At 55.9% G+C, this 18403-nt stretch carries 20 protein-coding genes and 1 tRNA gene; 1 reads left to right on the top strand and 20 read right to left on the bottom strand.

Annotated elements, in window-relative coordinates; genetic code table 11:
* Positions 1–236 precede the first annotated feature (236 nt).
* A tRNA-Arg gene (locus B9L19_RS02660) sits at positions 237–308 on the bottom strand.
* A 308-nt stretch (positions 309–616) separates the two neighbouring features.
* Here B9L19_RS02660 and clpP point away from each other — a divergent pair.
* Positions 617–1207, top strand: coding sequence for an ATP-dependent Clp endopeptidase proteolytic subunit ClpP (gene clpP, locus B9L19_RS02650; RefSeq protein ID WP_011232532.1), 591 nt, complete (start codon positions 617–619; stop codon positions 1205–1207).
* A 127-nt stretch (positions 1208–1334) separates the two neighbouring features.
* On the opposite strand, the gene B9L19_RS02645 is transcribed toward clpP, so the two are convergent.
* From B9L19_RS02645 to lgt, 19 genes are all read right to left on the bottom strand, one after another.
* A complete protein-coding gene (locus tag B9L19_RS02645; protein ID WP_025949879.1) occupies positions 1335–1592 on the bottom strand; it encodes an HPr family phosphocarrier protein in 258 nt (85 codons plus the stop codon).
* A 14-nt stretch (positions 1593–1606) separates the two neighbouring features.
* A complete protein-coding gene (whiA, locus tag B9L19_RS02640) occupies positions 1607–2569 on the bottom strand; it encodes a DNA-binding protein WhiA (protein ID WP_025949878.1) in 963 nt (320 codons plus the stop codon).
* A gap of 115 nt (positions 2570–2684) precedes the next feature.
* A complete protein-coding gene (locus B9L19_RS02635; protein WP_025949877.1) occupies positions 2685–3638 on the bottom strand; it encodes a gluconeogenesis factor YvcK family protein in 954 nt (317 codons plus the stop codon).
* The gene (rapZ, locus tag B9L19_RS02630; protein WP_025949876.1) at positions 3635–4531 is read right to left on the bottom strand and encodes an RNase adapter RapZ; all 897 of its coding nucleotides are present in this window, start codon (positions 4529–4531) and stop codon (positions 3635–3637) included. The genes B9L19_RS02635 and rapZ overlap by 4 nt, the downstream gene beginning before the upstream one ends.
* A gap of 18 nt (positions 4532–4549) precedes the next feature.
* Positions 4550–5026, bottom strand: coding sequence for an NUDIX hydrolase (locus B9L19_RS02625; RefSeq protein WP_033024198.1), 477 nt, complete (start codon positions 5024–5026; stop codon positions 4550–4552).
* Between the two features lie 331 nt (positions 5027–5357).
* Complete coding sequence (gene trxB / locus B9L19_RS02620; protein WP_025949874.1) at positions 5358–6314, bottom strand: thioredoxin-disulfide reductase; 957 nt, start codon at positions 6312–6314, stop codon at positions 5358–5360.
* A gap of 75 nt (positions 6315–6389) precedes the next feature.
* Positions 6390–7862 carry a tetratricopeptide repeat protein gene (locus B9L19_RS02615; protein WP_025949873.1) on the bottom strand — a complete coding sequence of 491 codons (1473 nt, stop codon included), beginning with the start codon at positions 7860–7862 and terminating at the stop codon, positions 6390–6392.
* A gap of 152 nt (positions 7863–8014) precedes the next feature.
* Positions 8015–8662 carry a bifunctional phosphoribosyl-AMP cyclohydrolase/phosphoribosyl-ATP diphosphatase HisIE gene (gene hisIE / locus B9L19_RS02610; RefSeq protein WP_025949872.1) on the bottom strand — a complete coding sequence of 216 codons (648 nt, stop codon included), beginning with the start codon at positions 8660–8662 and terminating at the stop codon, positions 8015–8017.
* Complete coding sequence (gene hisF / locus B9L19_RS02605; protein ID WP_025949871.1) at positions 8659–9417, bottom strand: imidazole glycerol phosphate synthase subunit HisF; 759 nt, start codon at positions 9415–9417, stop codon at positions 8659–8661. The genes hisIE and hisF overlap by 4 nt, the downstream gene beginning before the upstream one ends.
* Positions 9414–10148, bottom strand: coding sequence for a 1-(5-phosphoribosyl)-5-[(5-phosphoribosylamino)methylideneamino]imidazole-4-carboxamide isomerase (gene hisA, locus B9L19_RS02600; protein ID WP_025949870.1), 735 nt, complete (start codon positions 10146–10148; stop codon positions 9414–9416). The genes hisF and hisA overlap by 4 nt, the downstream gene beginning before the upstream one ends.
* Positions 10148–10789, bottom strand: coding sequence for an imidazole glycerol phosphate synthase subunit HisH (gene hisH, locus B9L19_RS02595; RefSeq protein WP_025949869.1), 642 nt, complete (start codon positions 10787–10789; stop codon positions 10148–10150). Before hisH ends, hisA begins: the two co-directional genes overlap by 1 nt.
* 181 nt (positions 10790–10970) lie before the next feature.
* Complete coding sequence (gene hisB / locus B9L19_RS02590) at positions 10971–11558, bottom strand: imidazoleglycerol-phosphate dehydratase HisB (RefSeq protein WP_025949868.1); 588 nt, start codon at positions 11556–11558, stop codon at positions 10971–10973.
* A gap of 3 nt (positions 11559–11561) precedes the next feature.
* Positions 11562–12836 (bottom strand): histidinol dehydrogenase, encoded by a 1275-nt coding sequence (hisD, locus tag B9L19_RS02585; RefSeq protein WP_025949867.1) that lies wholly within the window; start codon positions 12834–12836, stop codon positions 11562–11564.
* 146 nt (positions 12837–12982) lie between these two features.
* Positions 12983–13606: an ATP phosphoribosyltransferase gene (hisG, locus tag B9L19_RS02580; RefSeq protein WP_025949866.1), complete on the bottom strand. Its 624-nt coding sequence runs from the start codon at positions 13604–13606 to the stop codon at positions 12983–12985.
* A 175-nt stretch (positions 13607–13781) separates the two neighbouring features.
* Positions 13782–14957, bottom strand: coding sequence for an ATP phosphoribosyltransferase regulatory subunit (locus tag B9L19_RS02575; protein WP_025949865.1), 1176 nt, complete (start codon positions 14955–14957; stop codon positions 13782–13784).
* 290 nt (positions 14958–15247) lie between these two features.
* Positions 15248–15745, bottom strand: a complete 498-nt coding sequence (locus tag B9L19_RS02570) for an acyltransferase (protein WP_025949864.1) — start codon at positions 15743–15745, stop codon at positions 15248–15250.
* A 20-nt stretch (positions 15746–15765) separates the two neighbouring features.
* Positions 15766–16410, bottom strand: coding sequence for a pyrophosphatase PpaX (ppaX, locus tag B9L19_RS02565; RefSeq protein WP_025949863.1), 645 nt, complete (start codon positions 16408–16410; stop codon positions 15766–15768).
* Complete coding sequence (locus B9L19_RS02560; RefSeq protein WP_025949862.1) at positions 16407–17345, bottom strand: nucleoside recognition domain-containing protein; 939 nt, start codon at positions 17343–17345, stop codon at positions 16407–16409. The genes ppaX and B9L19_RS02560 overlap by 4 nt, the downstream gene beginning before the upstream one ends.
* A 216-nt stretch (positions 17346–17561) precedes the next feature.
* Positions 17562–18374, bottom strand: a complete 813-nt coding sequence (gene lgt / locus B9L19_RS02555; protein ID WP_025949861.1) for a prolipoprotein diacylglyceryl transferase — start codon at positions 18372–18374, stop codon at positions 17562–17564.
* Positions 18375–18403: the final 29 nt, after the last annotated feature.

The raw sequence follows: 18403 nt of genomic DNA, 5'->3' as shown, positions 1-18403 counted from the left end.
GTCACTACTCTGCAAACGTACTCGCATATTTTAGATGAGATGGAACAAAAAGAATCCCGGCAGGCCGATCACGCGATGGAGGCGCTGTATCATGCCAAATAGCCGTGCAAAATTCGTGCAAAATGTTTTCGGATTCTATCGTTTTTTCGGGATTCCCAAAAAATGAAAAACGACCGCAAACGCGGTCGTATCAAGGGATTGGGGAATCTCAATCCGAACTTGTCGGATCGTTGGAACGCCCTCGGCAGGATTCGAACCCACGCTAAGAGAACCGGAATCTCTCGTGCTATCCACTACACTACGAGGGCATGGAAGTTCATGATTTCTCTATTTCGTTCCGTCGCATGTTCTATTATAGCAGGATCGCGCAAAAATGCAAGAGGAAAAATGCCATCAAAAGCAGGAAAAATTGCACCTTTGTTCCTTCCCCATCAACGGGACGACAACAGGTTAAAAAAACGAAAAAGCGGTTATGATGAAAAAAGGGATGTTTGCCGTTAGCCGCGAATATGTTATAAAGGATGAGGAAGATCGTTTTGTTTGACCTTCATTGACCATTCATGTATGATGAAGGCGTACATATTGATCCATTAGGATGGAAAAGGAGGCGTTTTTGATGTATTTGATTCCGACGGTCATTGAACAGACGAACCGCGGGGAGCGGGCGTACGACATTTATTCGCGCTTATTGAAAGACCGAATCGTGTTCCTTGGCAGCCCGATCGACGACCAAGTGGCCAACTCGATCGTGTCGCAGCTGTTGTTTTTGGCGGCGGAAGACCCGGACAAAGATATTTCCTTGTACATCAACAGCCCGGGCGGCTCGATCACAGCTGGCCTGGCGATTTACGACACGATGCAGTTCATCAAGCCGGACGTATCGACGATTTGCATCGGCATGGCAGCATCGATGGGGGCGTTTTTGCTGGCAGCTGGCGCGAAAGGGAAACGGTTCGCGCTTCCAAACAGTGAAATCATGATCCACCAACCGCTCGGCGGCGCCCAAGGGCAAGCGACGGAAATCGAAATCGCAGCGAAGCGCATTTTGTTCTTGCGCGACAAACTGAACCGCATTTTATCGGAAAACACCGGCCAACCGATCGAAGTGATCGAGCGCGATACGGACCGCGACAACTTTATGACCGCGCAAAAAGCGATGGAATACGGCATCATTGACCGCGTGCTGACGCGCGCTGATGAAAAATAAGGCGGACGCACATTGGCAGAACCGCCATCGAGCTGCTTCCTGCACCGACATTGACGAAAAAAGGCTGCTTCCGACCAAAACGGAGCAGCCTTTTCCATTCCTTTCCCCGCCAGCCCCACATGCTGCTTTACTTTTCCTTTTGCACATAGGCGGCGAGCTTTTCGATCGCTTCTTGCTCATCCGGACCGTCGGCAATGAGCGTGACCACCGCTCCATGGCCGACAGCAAGGCTCATCAAGCCCATAATGCTTTTCGCGTTGACCCGTTTTCCCTCTTTTTCTAAAAACACATCAGCGGAAAAACGGTTCGCTTCTTGGACGAACAACGCCGCCGGGCGCGCCTGCAGCCCGGTCTTTAATCTCACTTCCACTTGTTTTTCCACCATTCTCCATCTCCCCTTTACAGCGATTTATGGAAATCGACCGGCTTTCCAGCCCGCAGCCGCTCCGCGATCTCATCAATTTTGCGCAGCCGGTGGTTGATGCCGGACTTGCTGATTTTTCCGCCCGCCACCATCTCGCCAAGCTCTTTGAGCGTTACATCTTGATGCTCGATGCGCAGCTTCGCGATTTCCCGCAGTTTTGCCGGCAGTGAATCAAGGCCGATCGTCTCGTCGATGTAGCGGATGTTCTCCACCTGCCGGAGCGCAGCACCAATCGTTTTATTCAAGTTCGCGGTCTCGCAATTGACAAGCCGGTTGACCGAGTTGCGCATGTCACGGACGATGCGAATGTCCTCAAAGCGGAGCAACGCCTGGTGGGCGCCGATGATGTTCAAAAACTCGGCGATTTTTTCCGCCTCTTTTAAATACGTAATAAACCCCTTTTTCCGTTCCAACGTTTTCGCATTTAAAAAAAAGTGGCTGTTCATCAGTTCACATAACGCCTTGTTGTGCTCTTCATACAGCGAGAAAATTTCCAAATGGTACGACGACGTCTCCGGGTTGTTGACCGAACCGCCGGCCAAAAATGCGCCGCGCAAATACGAGCGCTTGCAGCATTTTTTCTTGACGAGCTCCGGGGAAATGTCATGGATGAGCGAAAAATCGCCGTTGACAATGTAAAGCTCGCGAAGGAGCGCGGCCGCACCGTCGGTCACGCGGACGATGTAAACGTTGTTTTTTTTCAAACGCATTTTCTTGCGGACGAACAGCTCGACGGCGACATCATACCCTTTTTTCAGCAGCGTATAAACGCGCCGAGCGATCGCCGCATTTTCTGTCTGAGCATCAATGGCCATTCGCCCGCCGGAAAACGACAGCGAACCATTCATGCGCAAAAGCGCCGACAGCTCGGCGCGCAAGCAGCAAGGCTTCACTTCCAAATGAGTCAATTCCTTCTTCGTTTCCGATGCAAAAGACACGGTCGCTCCACCTCCATTCGTTCCCCGCATCCGGCCGGTTGGAGGTGCCTGACTTTCGGCGCGGCCATCGGGAGCGCCGCCCGGATGACGCTTGTCATCTCCCTAGGCCCCTCCCTCAAGAGCGGGGGAGAAGCCCGAGAAGAAGGGCGGCGACTTTCGCCGTATTATGGCGAATGACCCCATCCTCGTACGTGACAATATCATCGCGGATGACTTGCAACGAAAGCCCGCTGCTGTCGTCACGCACCGGCTCGGCCCGCTCTTCCTCGTAACGGCGGCGGAGCGCTTCCGGGATCGCTCCGCTGTTGATGATCACCGCGTCCAAAAACGGGCCGCCAAGATGAGCATGAAGCGCCTCCACATGGTCGCTCACCGTATAGTGCGGCGTCTCGCCGGCCTGAGTCATAATGTTGCATATATAGACTTTTTTCGCTTTCGCCTTGCATACTTCCTGCCCGATTTTCGGCACGAGCAAATTCGGCAAGATGCTCGTGTATAGGCTCCCCGGCCCGATGACAATCAAATCGGCGCGGCGGATGGCATCAACCGTCTCCGGCAGCGGCTCAATGTCTTCCGGCGTTAAAAACACCCTCTTAATTTTTTTTCCCGCCCTCGGGATTTTGGACTCGCCAGAGATGATGGAACCGTCTTCCATCTCCGCGTGCAAGACGACGCTCTTGTTCGCTGCTGGCAGCACCTGGCCGCGCACGTTCAACACTTTGCTCATCTCACGGATCGCTTTCACAAAGTCGCCGGTGATCGATGTGAGCGCCGCCAAAATCAAATTGCCGAGCGAGTGTCCCGATAAGCCGTTGCCGTTTTGAAAACGGTGCTGGAACAGCTCGACAATGAGCGGTTCGACGTCAGACAGCGCGGCCAATACGTTGCGGACATCCCCGGGCGGCGGAATGTGCAGTTCATCGCGCAGCCGCCCGGAACTTCCGCCGTCATCGGCGACCGTGACAATGGCGGTCAAATCCAATTCATGCTGCTTCAGCCCCCTCAGCAGCACAGGAAGCCCGGTGCCGCCGCCGATGACGACCAGTTTCGCTGCTCGTTCGTTCCTCATCCGTGTACGTCCTTTCTCCTCTCCATGTCCCGGTGCGAGACAACCGTTTTATAATCATCTGAAAAATGGCGGGCGATATATTCTGCGAGCGCCACCGAACGGTGCTGGCCGCCCGTGCAGCCGATGGCGATCACCAATTGGCTCTTCCCTTCGCGCTGGTAATACGGAAGCATGAACGACAACAAGTCAATCAGCTTTTCCAAAAACTTTTGCGTTTCCCCCCATTTGAGCACGTAGGACGACACCTCATCGTCCAACCCGGTTTTCGGCCGCATATGTTCAATGTAATGTGGGTTCGGCAAAAAGCGGACGTCAAACACCAAATCGGCATCAATCGGAATGCCGTACTTAAACCCAAACGACATGACGTTGATGGTAAACCCGGATTGAGCGTGCGATGAAAACTGGCGGATGATTTTCTCCCGCAGCTCGCGCGGCTTGAGCCCCGTCGTATCGTAAATCATTTGCGCCCGTCCCTTGATTTCCTCGAGCAGCTTCCGCTCCAAACGGATTCCCTCAAGCGGTGGCTCGTTCGGCGCAAGCGGATGCGTCCGCCGCGTTTCTTTGTAGCGAGCCACCAACGTCGAATCTTGGGCGTCCAAGAACAACACCTGGGGGACGACCCATGCCTGCTCAGCCAACTCATCGAGCGCAGCGAACAAATGATCGAAAAAGTCGCGGCTGCGCAAATCCATGACAAGAGCGACTTTGTTCATTTTATTCCCGGACTCTTTGACGAGCTCCAAAAATTTCGGCAGCAGCGTCGGCGGCAAGTTGTCAATACAAAAAAAGCCGAGGTCTTCGAAGCTTTGAATCGCCACCGTCTTTCCCGCGCCGGACATGCCGGTGATGATGACGAGCTGAATCGGCTGCAGCGCCCCGTTTTGACCCATTGTCGTCTCTCCTCTCCATCAACTCGGATCCAACCGATACGAAAGCAGTTCAAACTCCTCTGTATACACAAACACCCCGTACATGACCCCTTTGCCTTTCAAGGCGTAGTCCAAAATATGATAGTCGCCAGGGGCCATCGGCAGCGTCGAAAGCGTCTCCACCTGATGCCAAGCAAGCGTCCCTTCTTCGGAAGACGGCACGTTTTCGCCAATGAAGTCGTCGGCGAAAAACGTAAACATCATCCACTCCGACACCGTTTCATTCCCATTTTTCATCACGATCGTAAAGACGCCCTTTAGCTTCGGATTTTTCAAATAAATGCCCGTCTCTTCCCGGTATTCACGAATGCATGCTTCGCGCACCGTCTCGCCGGGCTCCATTTTCCCGCCCGGAGCGACCCACCAGCCGCGCCTCGGCTTTTGCAAAAGCAGCACTTGGCCGTCTTTATATAATACGCAGTTTGTCACCCGTTGCAATTCGTTCACCCCAACCATCCGCAAACACGCACATCATCGTTTTTATTTTACCATAAATAGTTAGGCCGCTCCACCTTCAAACCGCTGGAAACCGTCCGCTTCCGGTCTGCAAAAACCTCAGGGCCCAACATTCCGCTTCCAGCCGAAAGACGCCATCCCCGCCGTTTCGAGCGAAGCGGCAGGATACAAGCGCCCGGCAAAAAAAGAGACGCGGACAAACGCCCGCGCCAAAAAGGATCTATATAAAAGGGGGTCAATTACTTACTTATAGCATACGACAAATGTGTTGCGCCCGTGTTACATCTGGGTTAAATAACCATTACGATTTGATTGCGATTTGGTTACCGGATCAGCTGACCCCTTGCTTATGGAGCTTTTCTTTCAGTTCCTCAACGTAATGCTGGGCGCTTTGCGCGGCGATGCTGCCGTCGCCGGTAGCCGTCACGATTTGCCGGAGCGTTTTTTCCCGCACATCACCGGCGGCGAAAATGCCCGGCACTTTCGTCTCCATCTTTTCGTTCGTGACGATATAGCCGTTTTCATTCGTGATGCCAAGATTGGCAAACGGCTTCGAGAGCGGCACCATCCCGATGTAAATGAACACGCCGTCGCACGGAAATTCGCTCTCCTCGCCCGTTTGCGTATGCACAAGCGTCACGCTGCCGACTTTTCCGTCCTTTTCGTTGATTTGTTTCACCGTATGGTTCCAGATGAAATCAATTTTTTCATTGGCGAACGCCCGGTCTTGCAAAATTTTTTGCGCCCGCAGCTTGTCGCGGCGGTGAACGATCGTCACTTTATTGGCAAACCGCGTCAAATAGACGCCCTCTTCGACCGCCGAGTCGCCCCCGCCGACGACGACCAAATCTTTCCCTTTGAAAAACGCCCCGTCGCACACCGCACAGTACGAAACGCCGCGGCCGCCGAGCTCCGCTTCACCCGGTACGCCCAGTTTTTTATATTCCGCTCCGGTGGCGATGATGACGGCGCGCGCCTTGTACTCTTTGTCGCCGACGATGACCGTTTTGTACGCCTCGCCGTCGATGATTTCTTTCACATCGCCGTATGCGTACTCCGCGCCGAATTTTTTCGCATGCTCAAACATTTTCGTCGCCAATTCCGGGCCTAAAATCGTTTCAAAGCCAGGATAGTTCTCGACTTCCTCAGTGTTGACCATCTGTCCGCCCGGGACGCCGCGCTCGATCATCAGCGTCGACAAATTGGCGCGCGATGTATAGACAGCCGCCGTCAGCCCAGCCGGCCCGGCTCCGGCAATAATGACATCGTAAATTTTTTCGTCTGCCACACCGTCCACTCCCTCGCTTGAGAATCATTTCATTTTCATCGTATAGAAGTCGATTCGCCCTGTCTATTGATTTGCTCATGTATAGAGCCGGCGCGCTTTTTGCACGTATTTTTGCACCGTCGCCGCCGAAACGCCGTATTTGGCCGCCATCTCTCTTTGCGTCACACGCTCTCCTTGCTGACGGCGCCACATGTATTCAATCGCAGCCGCCCACGCCGCTCCGTTCGCAAACCGTTCGCCATCGGCCAGCGGATGGACGGCAATCGCCAACGCAAAGCGGCAGAGCGCTTCCTTTTCCTCATTATGCGCCGAAAGCGCATCGACCATGCGGCCGATGTTCGCCGCCCAAGCGGATGGGCCATCGGTTAAGCCGAACAAAAAGCAGTCGATAAACGGGCGCAGACGGGAATCAGACGGCAAGAGGCGGCATACCGCAAGCGACATCGATGCCTCTTTCGCCTGTGGCGAGCGGCTGAACAAGTACAATCCGTACAGACGGTCGGCCAGCTCATCGCCCTCCAGCCATGCCATCAAGCGGATGAGCGCCTCATCCACCGGCGCTGAAACGGCCCACGGCTCCTCACCGCGTTTTTCGGGATGGAGGGTGGCAAGCACCTCCCACATTTGCCGAGCGAGCGACTCATGGCCCGTATAGTAGGCAGCGCAAGCGAGCCAATAATAAAATGGCCCATCACCGTCAAAGCCTTGTTTATACAAACGGTGCAGCCAACGAAACGCCAAATCGAACCGCCCGACAAGCGCGAATGTCGCCCCGAGCTTGTATTGATGCTCGCGAAAAAACGGATACAAACCGGCCAGCGTCTCACAAAGCGCGGCCGCCTGTTCTTCCTCACGCAAGTAATAGGCGAAGACAAGCGCGTTGCAAAGCGCATGCAAATTGCCGGGATCGCATTTGAGCACTTCACGCACTTTCTGTTTCGCTTTGTCGACATCGCCACTGTAAAAATACGCAAGCGCCAAATTGTTATGCGCCGACCAAACGTCCGGATAGCGCGCGACGAGCGCTTCAAGCGCTTCAATCGCTTCCGCAAACCGCTCCTCCTCAAGCAAACGGCGGGCCCGATCCTCCAGCACCATCAGCTGCTCCTCTTCTTCCGTCCATTCCGAGCCATCGAGCCGAAGCAGCTCAAGCAAGTCAGCGGCATCGTCGGCAAACTCTCCGGCCGGCTCATGCCTCAAATACTGTTCCGCGTATTGCCTCGCTTCACGAAACAAGCCGAGGCAGGCGAAATTGTTCGCCAAAAAATACAAACAGTCGTACATCGTTTCGTCCAAATCATGGATAATTTTAAACATCCATTGATTGGAAAATTGATATTCACCAAGCTCCGACAACACAAGGGCGAGCTGCAAGGCGAATGAGGCGTCGCGCTCATCCAAGCGAACGGCGCGCTCCAAATATTTCCTCGCCTTCTCCAAATCGCCTTGGTCGTATGCTTTCATTCCTTTTTTAAAAAAGTAATCCCCGCTTTGGATGAACGGTACAATCGTCGCTTTTCGTGATGATCGCTTCAGTTGTTTTCCCATTCTGTCCTCCGTCGTCCGTAACATTCGTCGAACAACAGTATATCATATCGGCGGCGAAAACAAGCAAGAAACTTTAGGAATGCGGTTTTTCCGTGCAAAAACGGAACGCCGGCGCAATGGCAGACGTTCCGTTTTCTCACCTAACCATCTTGTTATTTTGTGTCGCCCGCTCCCACCTTTTGCGCGTGCCGCTCGGCAAGCGTCGCCAGCACCGCGTCAAGCGGCAGCTTTTGTTCGCGCAACAGCACAAGCAAATGGTACAACAAGTCGGCCGCTTCCCATTTCAATTCGTCATGGCTCCGGTTTTTCGCCGCGATGATCACTTCCGCCGCTTCTTCGCCAACTTTCTTCAAAATTTTATCGACGCCTTTTTCAAACAAGTACGTCGTGTACGACCCTTCCGGCCGTTCGGCGTCACGCTTGGCGATGATCTGTTCGAGCTCGTTCAAAATGGCGAACCGGTCGGCCGCCGGCGTGCGCGCCGCGCCGTCAAGCGAGTGGGAAAAACAGGAATACGACCCGGTATGGCAAGCCGGGCCGGCCGGCTCGACGAGCACGAGCAGCGCATCGGCGTCGCAGTCGTAGCGGATGTCGACAACGCGCTGCACGTTCCCGGATGTCGCCCCTTTATGCCATAGTTCTTGGCGCGAGCGGCTGTAAAACCATGTTTCTCCGGTCTCCAGCGTTTTTTCAAGCGACTCTTTGTTCATATAGGCGAGCGTGAGCACTTCCTTGCTTTGCGCATCTTGGACGATCGCGGGCACCAGCCCTTTTTCATCAAAGCGAATATCCGCCGTCATCGCACGTTCACCCCTCTTTCTTTCAAGTACGCTTTCACTTGCCCAACCGACGTTTCTTTGTAATGGAAAATGGAGGCCGCGAGCGCCGCGTCCGCTTTCCCTTTTTCGAACGCTTCGAGGAAATGCTCGGCCTTGCCGGCGCCGCCGGACGCAATGACCGGAACGGAAACCGCTTCGCTCACTTTGCGCGTCAACTCAATATCAAAACCGTTTTTGCCGCCATCGGCGTCCATGCTCGTCAGCAAAATCTCCCCGGCCCCAAGACGGACCGCTTCCTGCGCCCACGCGACCACTTCCCATTTGGTCGCGTTGCGGCCGCCGTGCGTATAGACGCGCCATGAACCAAGCGTTTCATCGTATTTCGCGTCAATGGCGACGACGATGCATTGCGAGCCGAAAAAGTCCGCCCCTTCCGCGATCAAGGCCGGATGGAGCACCGCGGCGGTGTTGAGCGACACTTTGTCGGCCCCGGCGCGCAGCATCCGCTTCATATCGTCAAGCGAATGAATCCCCCCGCCGACCGTAAACGGAATGGCGAGCTGGGCAGCGACGCGCTCGACGACATCGACCATCGTTTTTCGGCCTTCATGGGAAGCGGAGATGTCCAAAAAGACGAGCTCGTCCGCCCCTTGCTCATCGTACGCCTTCGCCAGCTCCACTGGGTCGCCGGCATCGCGCAGCTGGACAAACTGCACTCCTTTGACGACGCGGCCGTCTTTCACATCGAGGCACGGGATGATGCGTTTCGTGATCATCGCTCGCTCACCGCCTTTAACGCTTCCGCAAGCGTAAACTGATTCGTATAAAGCGCCTTGCCGACGATCGCACCGCCGATGCCTTGTCTAGCATATTGGCAGAGCGCGCGCAAATCGTCAAGCGAGCTGACGCCGCCAGAAGCAATCACTTCTTTTCCCGTCGCCTCGGCCAACCGGACCGCGGCGGCGATGTTCGGGCCCGACAGCGTGCCGTCCGTTGCAATGTCCGTAAAGATAAACGTCTCCGCCCCCGCCTCGGCGAGCATCCGCCCGAGCTCTTCCGCTTTCACGTTTGACGTCGCCAGCCACCCTTCCGTCGCCACGAAGCCGTCGCGGGCGTCAATGCCAATCACGATGCGGCGGCCGTATGTTTGGAGCATCTTTTTCACAAACGGCGGGTCGGAAATGGCGGCGCTTCCTAAAATGACGCGGGCGACCCCATTTTCTAAATAATGCACGATATCCTCTTCCGTCCGGATGCCGCCGCCGACTTGCACGTTGACGCCCAGGCGGACCGCTTCAATGACAAACCGATCGTTGACGCGCCGCCCTTCTTTCGCTCCGTCCAAATCGACCATATGAATCCACTCCGCCCCTTGGGCGGCGAATTGCTCGGCCATCGCGACCGGCGAATCGCCGTACACCGTTTCTTTGTTGTAATCGCCTTGCAGCAGACGGACGCACTTGCCGCCGCGCATATCGATCGCCGGATAAATCGTAAACGCCGCCATCAACCGTTCCCCCTTCCCGTGACGATGCCGACATAATTGTTCAAGATGCGCATGCCGACCGCGCCGCTTTTTTCCGGATGAAACTGCGTGCCAAACACACAACCGCGCCCGACGACCGCCGGAACATCAACGTCATATTCACTGCTCGCAAGCACGACGTCCTCATCGCCCGGAACGACATAATACGAATGGACAAAATAGACATGCCCTTCCTCGACGCCATGAAGGAGCGGCGACGAACGTTGGAAGCGGAGCCGGTTCCAGCCCATGTGCGGCACTTTGTATGGCTCGCCGGTTTTCGTGACGCCCGGAAAACGGACGACGCGGCCGCGAAGCAAGCCAAGCCCTTTTGTCGGTCCGTTTTCCTCGCTTTCGTCAAACAACAGCTGCATCCCTAAACAAATGCCGAGCAACGGCGTGCCGTTTTCAGCCGCCGAACGAATGAAAGCGGCTAGGCCTGTCTCGTTCAACATGTGCATCGCATCGCGAAACGAGCCGACGCCGGGCAAAATCAGCCCGCGCGTCTGCTCGAGCTCCTCTTTGTCGCCGCTTAGGACATACGGACAGCCGAGCCGCTCGAGCGCTTTGCGGACGCTGTATAAGTTGCCCATGCCATAGTCGATGATCCCGATCATCGTCATCTCATTCCTTTCTTCGCTGATCCATGCCAATCGATCGTTTTCCCTCATCCACCGAACAACTTGATGACGGCATGCCTTTTGTTAACGGCGCTCCTTTCCCGCGCGGGCCTCTCCTTGGCGCCCTGCCGCATTCCCTTTGCCCGCGAAACTCTTTCCCCACGGAGGCGCCGCACTCCATCGGCTACAGCATCCCTTTTGTCGACGGGACGCCTTTGACGCGCGGGTCGATCATCGTTGCTTCATCCAACGCCCGCCCGAGCGCTTTAAACACCGCTTCGATCATATGGTGCGTATTGCGCCCGTAATGGACGATGACATGCAAGTTCATCCGTGCTTCAAGCGCCAGTTTCCATAAAAACTCATGGACGAGCTCGACATCAAACGCGCCGACTTTCGCTGCCGGAAACTCGCCGCGAAACTCGAAATGCGGGCGGTTGCTCAAGTCAATGACCACTTGGGCCAAGGCGTCATCCATCGGCACAAACGCGTTGCCGTACCGCTTGATTCCTTTTTTGTCGCCAAGCGCTTCTTTGATCGCCTGCCCAAGGCAAATGCCGATGTCTTCCGTCGTATGGTGGTCGTCAATATGCGTGTCGCCTTTGGCCTCAATGCGCAAATCGAACTGGCCGTGCTTGGCGAACAAATCGAGCATATGGGTTAAAAACGGCACGCCCGTTTCCAGTTCGGCTTTTCCTTCGCCGTCAATCGCCAAACGCAGCTCAATGCTCGTCTCGTTCGTCGTTCTTGTGACCGTCGCTTCCCTTGCCATCGTTCATTCCCCCTTCTTCAGCCGCATCTCAACGGCACGCGCGTGCGCCTCGAGCCCCTCGAGGCGGGCAAAGGCGGCGATGTTTTCTCCATGTTGTTTCAATGCGGCTTCACTGTAAACGATCACGCTTGATTTTTTCACAAACTCATCAACGCTCAAGCCGCTTGAAAACCTTGCCGTCCCGTTCGTCGGCAGCACGTGGTTCGGCCCGGCGAAATAGTCACCGACCGGCTCGGAGCTGAAGCGGCCGAAAAACATCGCCCCCGCATGGCGGAGCCGGCCGAGCAGCGCGAGCGGTTCTGCCGTCATCACTTCCAAATGCTCCGGCGCCAGTTCGTTCACAACATCCACCGCTTCCTCAAGCGTCTCGGTAACGTAAATGGCGCCGTAGTTCTCAAGCGCCGCTTGGGCGATGCCGCGGCGCGGCAGCGTTTCAAGCTGCCGTTCGACTTCGCTCGCCACCGCCAGCGCCAATTTCATCGACGGCGTCACCAAAATGGCCGACGCCCGCACGTCATGCTCGGCTTGCGACAACAAATCCGCCGCAATCTCATCCGCATACGCCGTCTCATCGGCGAGCACAACAATTTCGCTCGGCCCCGCGATCATGTCGATCGCCACATGCCCGAACACTTCCCGCTTCGCCAATGCCACATAAATATTGCCCGGCCCGAAAATTTTGTCAACCGGCCGGATCGTTTCCGTCCCGTAAGCCAGCGCGGCGATCGCCTGCGCGCCGCCGATTTTGTAAATTTCCGTCACGCCGAGTTCATAGGCGGCGGCCAGCACCCCAGCTGGCAGCGCGCCGTCTTGGTTTGGCGGCGAGGTGATGACAATCCGTTTCACCCCCGCCACTTGTGCGGGAATAACGTTCATCAGCACAGACGACGGATAAGCGGCCGTCCCGCCCGGCACGTACAACCCGACCGCATCGAGCGGCGTCACCTTCTGCCCGAGAATCGTGCCGTCTTCGTTCGTCATCCACCATGATTCGCGCTTTTGCCGTTTATGGTAGTCGCGAATGTTCGCCGCCGCTTGGCGAATGATCTGAAGCATCTCCGCGTCCATTGCCGCATGCGCGCGCTTCATTTCCTCTTCCGTCACCTTGAGCGAATCCAAGCGGACGCCGTCAAACCGTTCTGTATATTCTTTGAGCGCCGCATCGCCGCGGGCACGCACGGCGGCGATGATATCAAGCACCGCACGCCGCTGCTCCTCCGTTCCACTTTCAATCGTGCGCCTTAGTGACACGCCGCCTCGGATCCGTTCGATTTTCATCGTTCGCTCCCCTTTCTATGGCATCGATTCGTTCTCATCCACCGAGACCCCCATCGGCGCGGCGGACGCCGCTTCTCCAGCCGGCAGCGCCAGGCCGAGCCTCCATCAAGCTCTCTGCGGACAACCGCCCGTTTCCAACCTTTTTTCTATGATTGTGGAATCACCGCCGCCAATCGGTCGACCAACCGCTCAATGTTCCCGCCGTTTAGCCGGTAGCTCGCCGGGTTGACAATCAGGCGCGACGTCACCTCGGCGATTCGTTCCAGCTCGACAAGCCCGTTTTCTTTAAGCGTCCGTCCGGTCGAAACGATATCGACAATTCGGTCGGCAAGGCCGATCAGCGGGGCAAGCTCGATCGAGCCGTTTAGGCGGATGATTTCCACTTGCTCGCCTTGTTCGCGAAAATACGTTGACGCGATGTTCGGATATTTCGTCGCCACCCTTGGGGCGATTTCGTTCATCTTGGCGCCAGGCAGCCCGGCGACCGCCAAATGGCAGCGGCTGATGTGCAAATCGAGCAGTTCGTACACGTCTCGCTCTTCTTCCATCAGCACGTCCTTGCCGGCAATCCCCAAATCTGCCACCCCATGCTCAACATAGGTGACGACATCCATCGGTTTCGCCAAAATAAAGCGCATCTGCTCCTCCGGCACGTCAATGACGAGCTTGCGCGACTCGTCAAATTCCGGCGGCAGCGCATAATCCGCCCGCCGCAGCAGCTCGAGCGCCTCGTCAAAAATGCGCCCTTTTGGCATGGCAATCGTCAGCATCGTTCTTCCTCCTTGCTTGTCGTCATGTGCAAACGCGGCGCTTTTTCGCCAAACTCCCCCTCTGCCTAACTAGCGCAGCCGGACACTCCTTATTGCTTTAGCCGTTCCATCTCCCGCATCATCGACAGTCGTTTTGATCGTTTCCGTTCGAGAAGTTCTCCTCTTTTTGCGGCATTCATTGCCCGCCGCGGCCGAGCAAATAGACAATCGACCGGTAGCGCTGGCTGTAGGCGTCAATATCGCGAATGCCGGCGATGTGCTGCAAGACGACGCGCTTGCCTTCCGCCCGTTTCGCCTCGGCGAGCTCGACCGCTTCCGCCAACCGCTCTTGGCTGAAGACGATGCACTCGATGTCGCCGCGCACATCCGTTTCTCCAATCGCCTCAACCAACCGATCGACACGCAAGCCAAACCCCGTCGCCGGCGCCGGGCGGGAAAACTTCGCCAACAAATCATCATACCGTCCGCCGTTGCCGATCGGGAATCCAACCTGCTCAGCGTACACGTCAAACAAAATGCCCGTGTAGTAGCTCATATGGCTGACAAGCGCCATATCGAGCTTCACCGCCTCGGCCACTCCGTACGTCCAAAGCGCCGCCATGAGCGCCGCCAGCTCATCGGCCGCCCGCCGTCCTTCCTCGCTTGTGACGAGCGTTTTCGCCTGTTCGATCACGTCCGTTCCGCCGCGCAAGGAAAGAAGATCCAACAGCCGCTTTTGATCGATCGACGAAAGCGGCCATGACTTCACATGTTCACGGTAGCCGACGTAATTTTTCTCATATAAAAAACGGCGCAATACACTCGCCCGCTCCTCATTCCCTAAAATCTCCAAAAACAGCGCATTGACATACCCGATATGGCCGACCGCCACTGAAAAGCGGTCGAGTCCCACGCGCTTCAACAACGCGACCATTAAGCTGATGACCTCGGCATCCGCCGCCACCGTGCCGTCGCCGATCAGCTCGACGCCGATCTGTTCAAACTCCGCCGGCCGCCCGCCTTCGCGCTGCTGGGCGCGGAACACATTGGCATTGTACGCCAACCGAAGCGGATTGCCGTCTTCATAAAGCCTTGACGCCGCCACCCGGGCGATCGGCGCCGTCATATCGGGCCGAAGCACGAGCGTATGCCCTTGCTGGTCGAGAAGCTTAAACAGACGATGATCGGCAATCGCCGACGCCGCCCCGACCGTTTCATAATATTCAAGCGTCGGCGTTTCGATAAACTCGTACCCCCACCGTTCAATTTCCTCCGCCATCACCGAGCGCACCTGCTTTTTCAACTCATATAAAAATGGCAGCGTATCGCGCATGCCTAACGGTTTTTCAAACATAAACAGCTTTTTTGCCATGTCCCCACGCCCTTTATCGAAATACTTTAGTTTGCTAATATGGTAGAGAAGTGAAGTTACTAGTAGTTTACTCCTTTGCGGCCACAGCGTCAAGGGGGGAATGCTTTATCAATAACAAAACGGACAAGATCGCTTCAAAAACAAGAAGCGCTTGTCCGTTTCGTTCCACACGATATAGATGGTGATCTGCTCTCTAATGAAAATAGCGGCGATCCATCTTGCCAAAATTCCCAATTCTCCTTTTTTTGTTTCTTTCCTTTTCCTATTCCAAAATGGAAAACCGCCCCCGTTTAATCGGAAGGCGGTTCATTCCGGCGGACGATGCGCATCGGACAGCCGGCGACCATCGCTCCGGGCGGGACATCTTGATGAACGACCGTGCCCGCGGCAACGATGGCGCGATCGCCGATCACCACGCCGGGCAAAATGGTCGAGTTCGCGCCGATCATCACCTCATCGCCGATCACCACATCGCCGAGGCGGTATTCGTCCACTAAATATTCGTGGGCGAGAATCGTCGTGTTGTAGCCGATGACGCAGTTGCGGCCGATGTGGATTTTTTCCGGGAAGAGAATATCGGGCATAACCATAAAGGCGAGCGCGGTTTGCTCGCCGATGTTCATGCCGAGAAACGTGCGGTACAGCCAGCGTTTCAGCGGCAAAAACGGGGTGTAGCGCCCGATTTGAATGATGATAACGTTTTTCAGCACTTTCCAAAACGATACGGTGCGATACAACTGCCAGAGCGAGTTCGCCCCTTGGACAGGGTATTTGGTCGTTCGTCTCACCGGGAGGACGATTCCTCCTTTCATTCGTTGATGCCGACAATGGCGAGCAAGTCGCTCATTTTCTCGAGCATATAGTCCGGTTCATATTGTTCCAAATACTCACGGCCTTTAATCGCCCAGACGACGCCGGCTGTTTTCACGCCGGCGTTTTTGCCGGCCAAAATGTCGTGGTAGTTGTCGCCGACCATGAGCGCTTCGTCCGGTGTCGATTCAAGCGCCTCAAGCGCCTTATGAATCGGTTCAGGATCCGGTTTGGGACGATTGACGTCATCGAGGCCGATGACGCACGAGAAAAACGGTTCCAACCGCGTTTTTCTTAACCCCATCAGGGCGGTGTCGTGCATTTTCGTCGTCACGACGCCAAGGCGGAAGCCATGGCGGTGGAGCGTTTCGATCGTTTCACACACCGTGTCAAACTCGCGGATCAGTTCGTCATGATGGGCGTGGTTGAACGTGCGGTACGTCTTCACCATCTCCTCAGCCCGCTCTGGATCAAGCGAGCCGAACGTTTCATAGAGCGACGGGCCGATGAACGGCAGGACGTCCTCACGTTTGTAGCGGCCCGGATAGTACTTCTCCAACGTATGCAAAAACGACTGGATGATGAGCTCATTCGTATCAATCAATGTGCCGTCAAGATCAAACAAAATCGTGCGAATCGTCATGAAGCAGCTTCCTTTCTAGCCGGTTGTTCAAAGCGGCGCCAAACGAACGCCACCGCCATCGTCAACAGCACCGCCGTCACCAAGCGGATGAAAAGCAGCGGCCACACAGAGATGCCAAGCGGAACGAAAATGAGCGTATCTTCGACGACCGCATGACATGACACGAGAAAAATGAACGCCAGCGTCAAGTCGCGCTTCGAGACGCCGTCTTCTTTCGCCGCCTGAATCATCACCCCCGCCCCGTACGCCAAGCCGAACACAAACCCGGCGGCGAGCGTGAGCGACGTGTTCGCGCTCATCCCCAGCATCCTCGTCGCCGGCGCCATCCAGCGCGAAACGGCTTCGATCCAATGGCGTTCTTTTAAAATTTGAATGACCGTCATGAGCGGGATGACGATCGCGACGAGCTGCACAATGCCGGCGGCCGCTTTTTTCAGCGCCGCCAGGATGATCTCTCCCCAGCCGGACGGCGGGGCGGCTTCATGCGTGACAAACCCGTATTGGGCGATCTCCTGTCCGCCGTTCCAGAAATGGGCAATCAACAAACCTGACACGACAGCGAGACCGACGCGCACGACGATCATCAGCCAGACGCTCATCCCGGTGCGCGAGGCGACGGATGACTCGACGATCAAGTTATGGGAAAAGGAAAGCATGACCGCGAGAATGAACACTTCTTTCACCGTAAACTCAATCGTCAGCATCGCCCCGATCGCCGCATACAGCCCAAGCAAGTTGCCGAGCACAAGCGGCACGGCCGCATCGCCGGATAAGCCGAACCACTTCATCAACGGCGCAACCCCATCAATGATCCATGAAAAAAGCGGCGTCGGCTGCAGCAACGCCAACAGGAGCGTCACGGGGAAAATGATTTTCCCAAGCGCCCACGACGTTTTCAGCCCCGCGAGCACGCCGCGCTGCAACATTCCTGTCATGGTCTCCTCTCTCCTTTGCTTGCCTTGATCACCGCGGTGCGATGAAACTTTGATTCTCTTGATGACGCGCACCACATCTTGTTCATTCGTCCGAACCCAACCGAAAAAAGAAGGAATGCAGCTCCCCGACAAGATTGTTCCCGCTGCGAAGCAGCTGCATTCATCGCGGTTTCCCGCAAACCGAACAAGTCCGCAGCGGTTCGCCGCCTCAAACGGCTATTCATCCTGATAGCGCTCATCCGCCCAGCCTTTTGTCCGGCGCACGATCCAAAGCGCGACGGACAAAACGATGAGCGTCACGGACATCACTTGCGCCGCCCGCAGGCTGCCGGCGAGCATCAAGCTGTCGGTGCGCATCCCTTCAATCCAAAAGCGGCCGATCGAGTACCAAATCAAATACGACAAAAACAGCTCGCCGCGCCGCAAGTTGACGCGCCGGAGCCAAAGCAAAAGACAAAAGCCGGCCAAATTCCAAAGCGATTCGTACAAAAACGTCGGATGCCAATAGCGGCCGTCAATGTACATTTGGTTGATGATCCAGTCAGGCAAATGCAAGCTCTCCAAAAACGCGCGCGACACCGGGCCGCCGTGCGCCTCTTGGTTCATGAAATTGCCCCAGCGCCCGATCGCCTGGCCTAAAATGATGCTTGGCGCGGCAATGTCGGCGAGCTTCCAAAACGACAGCCCGCGCGCGCGGGCGAACACCGCGCCCGTCGCCACCGCGCCAATCAAACCGCCGTGAATGGCGAGGCCCCCTTGCCAAATTTTCGGAATCTCTGACAAATGTTTTGAATAATAGTGCCATTCAAACAGCACGTAATACGCCCGCGCGCACACAATGGCGATCGGCACGGCAAACAGCACTAAATCGACAAACGTCTCTTTCGGCAAGCCGCGCCGCACCGCTTCGCGCGTCGCCAGCCACAAGCCGATCAAAACGCCTGTGCCGATAATGACCCCGTACCAGTAAATCGTAATCGGACCGAGATGCAAAAACACGCGGTCGAGCGGCTGAATCGTTGCGTCCATCGTTTTTCCCTCCTATGCCCCATAGAAAA

Source organism: Geobacillus thermocatenulatus (genome assembly GCF_002217655.1).
Classification (GTDB): domain Bacteria; phylum Bacillota; class Bacilli; order Bacillales; family Anoxybacillaceae; genus Geobacillus; species Geobacillus thermocatenulatus.
The sequence above is the reverse complement of the archived record's forward strand: the minus strand, read 5'-3'. Positions and strand labels throughout refer to the sequence as shown.

Coding starts and splice junctions, on each gene's coding strand:
- hisIE (WP_025949872.1), bottom strand. CDS start 8,662: ATGACGGCGGATATTCGCTTTGATGAAAAAGGGCTGGTGCCCGCGATC.
- hisH (WP_025949869.1), bottom strand. CDS start 10,789: ATGACGATGATCGGGATCATCGACTATGGCATGGGCAACTTATACAGC.
- B9L19_RS02625 (WP_033024198.1), bottom strand. CDS start 5,026: ATGGTTGGGGTGAACGAATTGCAACGGGTGACAAACTGCGTATTATAT.
- B9L19_RS02645 (WP_025949879.1), bottom strand. CDS start 1,592: ATGGTGGAAAAACAAGTGGAAGTGAGATTAAAGACCGGGCTGCAGGCG.
- hisB (WP_025949868.1), bottom strand. CDS start 11,558: ATGGCAAGGGAAGCGACGGTCACAAGAACGACGAACGAGACGAGCATT.
- hisD (WP_025949867.1), bottom strand. CDS start 12,836: ATGAAAATCGAACGGATCCGAGGCGGCGTGTCACTAAGGCGCACGATT.
- ppaX (WP_025949863.1), bottom strand. CDS start 16,410: ATGACGATTCGCACGATTTTGTTTGATCTTGACGGCACATTGATTGAT.
- hisA (WP_025949870.1), bottom strand. CDS start 10,148: ATGGCGGCGTTTACGATTTATCCGGCGATCGATATGCGCGGCGGCAAG.
- rapZ (WP_025949876.1), bottom strand. CDS start 4,531: ATGGGTCAAAACGGGGCGCTGCAGCCGATTCAGCTCGTCATCATCACC.
- clpP (WP_011232532.1), top strand. CDS start 617: ATGTATTTGATTCCGACGGTCATTGAACAGACGAACCGCGGGGAGCGG.
- hisF (WP_025949871.1), bottom strand. CDS start 9,417: ATGATCACGAAACGCATCATCCCGTGCCTCGATGTGAAAGACGGCCGC.
- B9L19_RS02615 (WP_025949873.1), bottom strand. CDS start 7,862: ATGGGAAAACAACTGAAGCGATCATCACGAAAAGCGACGATTGTACCG.
- lgt (WP_025949861.1), bottom strand. CDS start 18,374: ATGGACGCAACGATTCAGCCGCTCGACCGCGTGTTTTTGCATCTCGGT.
- hisG (WP_025949866.1), bottom strand. CDS start 13,606: ATGCTGACGATTGCCATGCCAAAAGGGCGCATTTTTGACGAGGCGCTC.
- B9L19_RS02575 (WP_025949865.1), bottom strand. CDS start 14,957: ATGGCAAAAAAGCTGTTTATGTTTGAAAAACCGTTAGGCATGCGCGAT.
- B9L19_RS02635 (WP_025949877.1), bottom strand. CDS start 3,638: ATGAGGAACGAACGAGCAGCGAAACTGGTCGTCATCGGCGGCGGCACC.
- B9L19_RS02560 (WP_025949862.1), bottom strand. CDS start 17,345: ATGACAGGAATGTTGCAGCGCGGCGTGCTCGCGGGGCTGAAAACGTCG.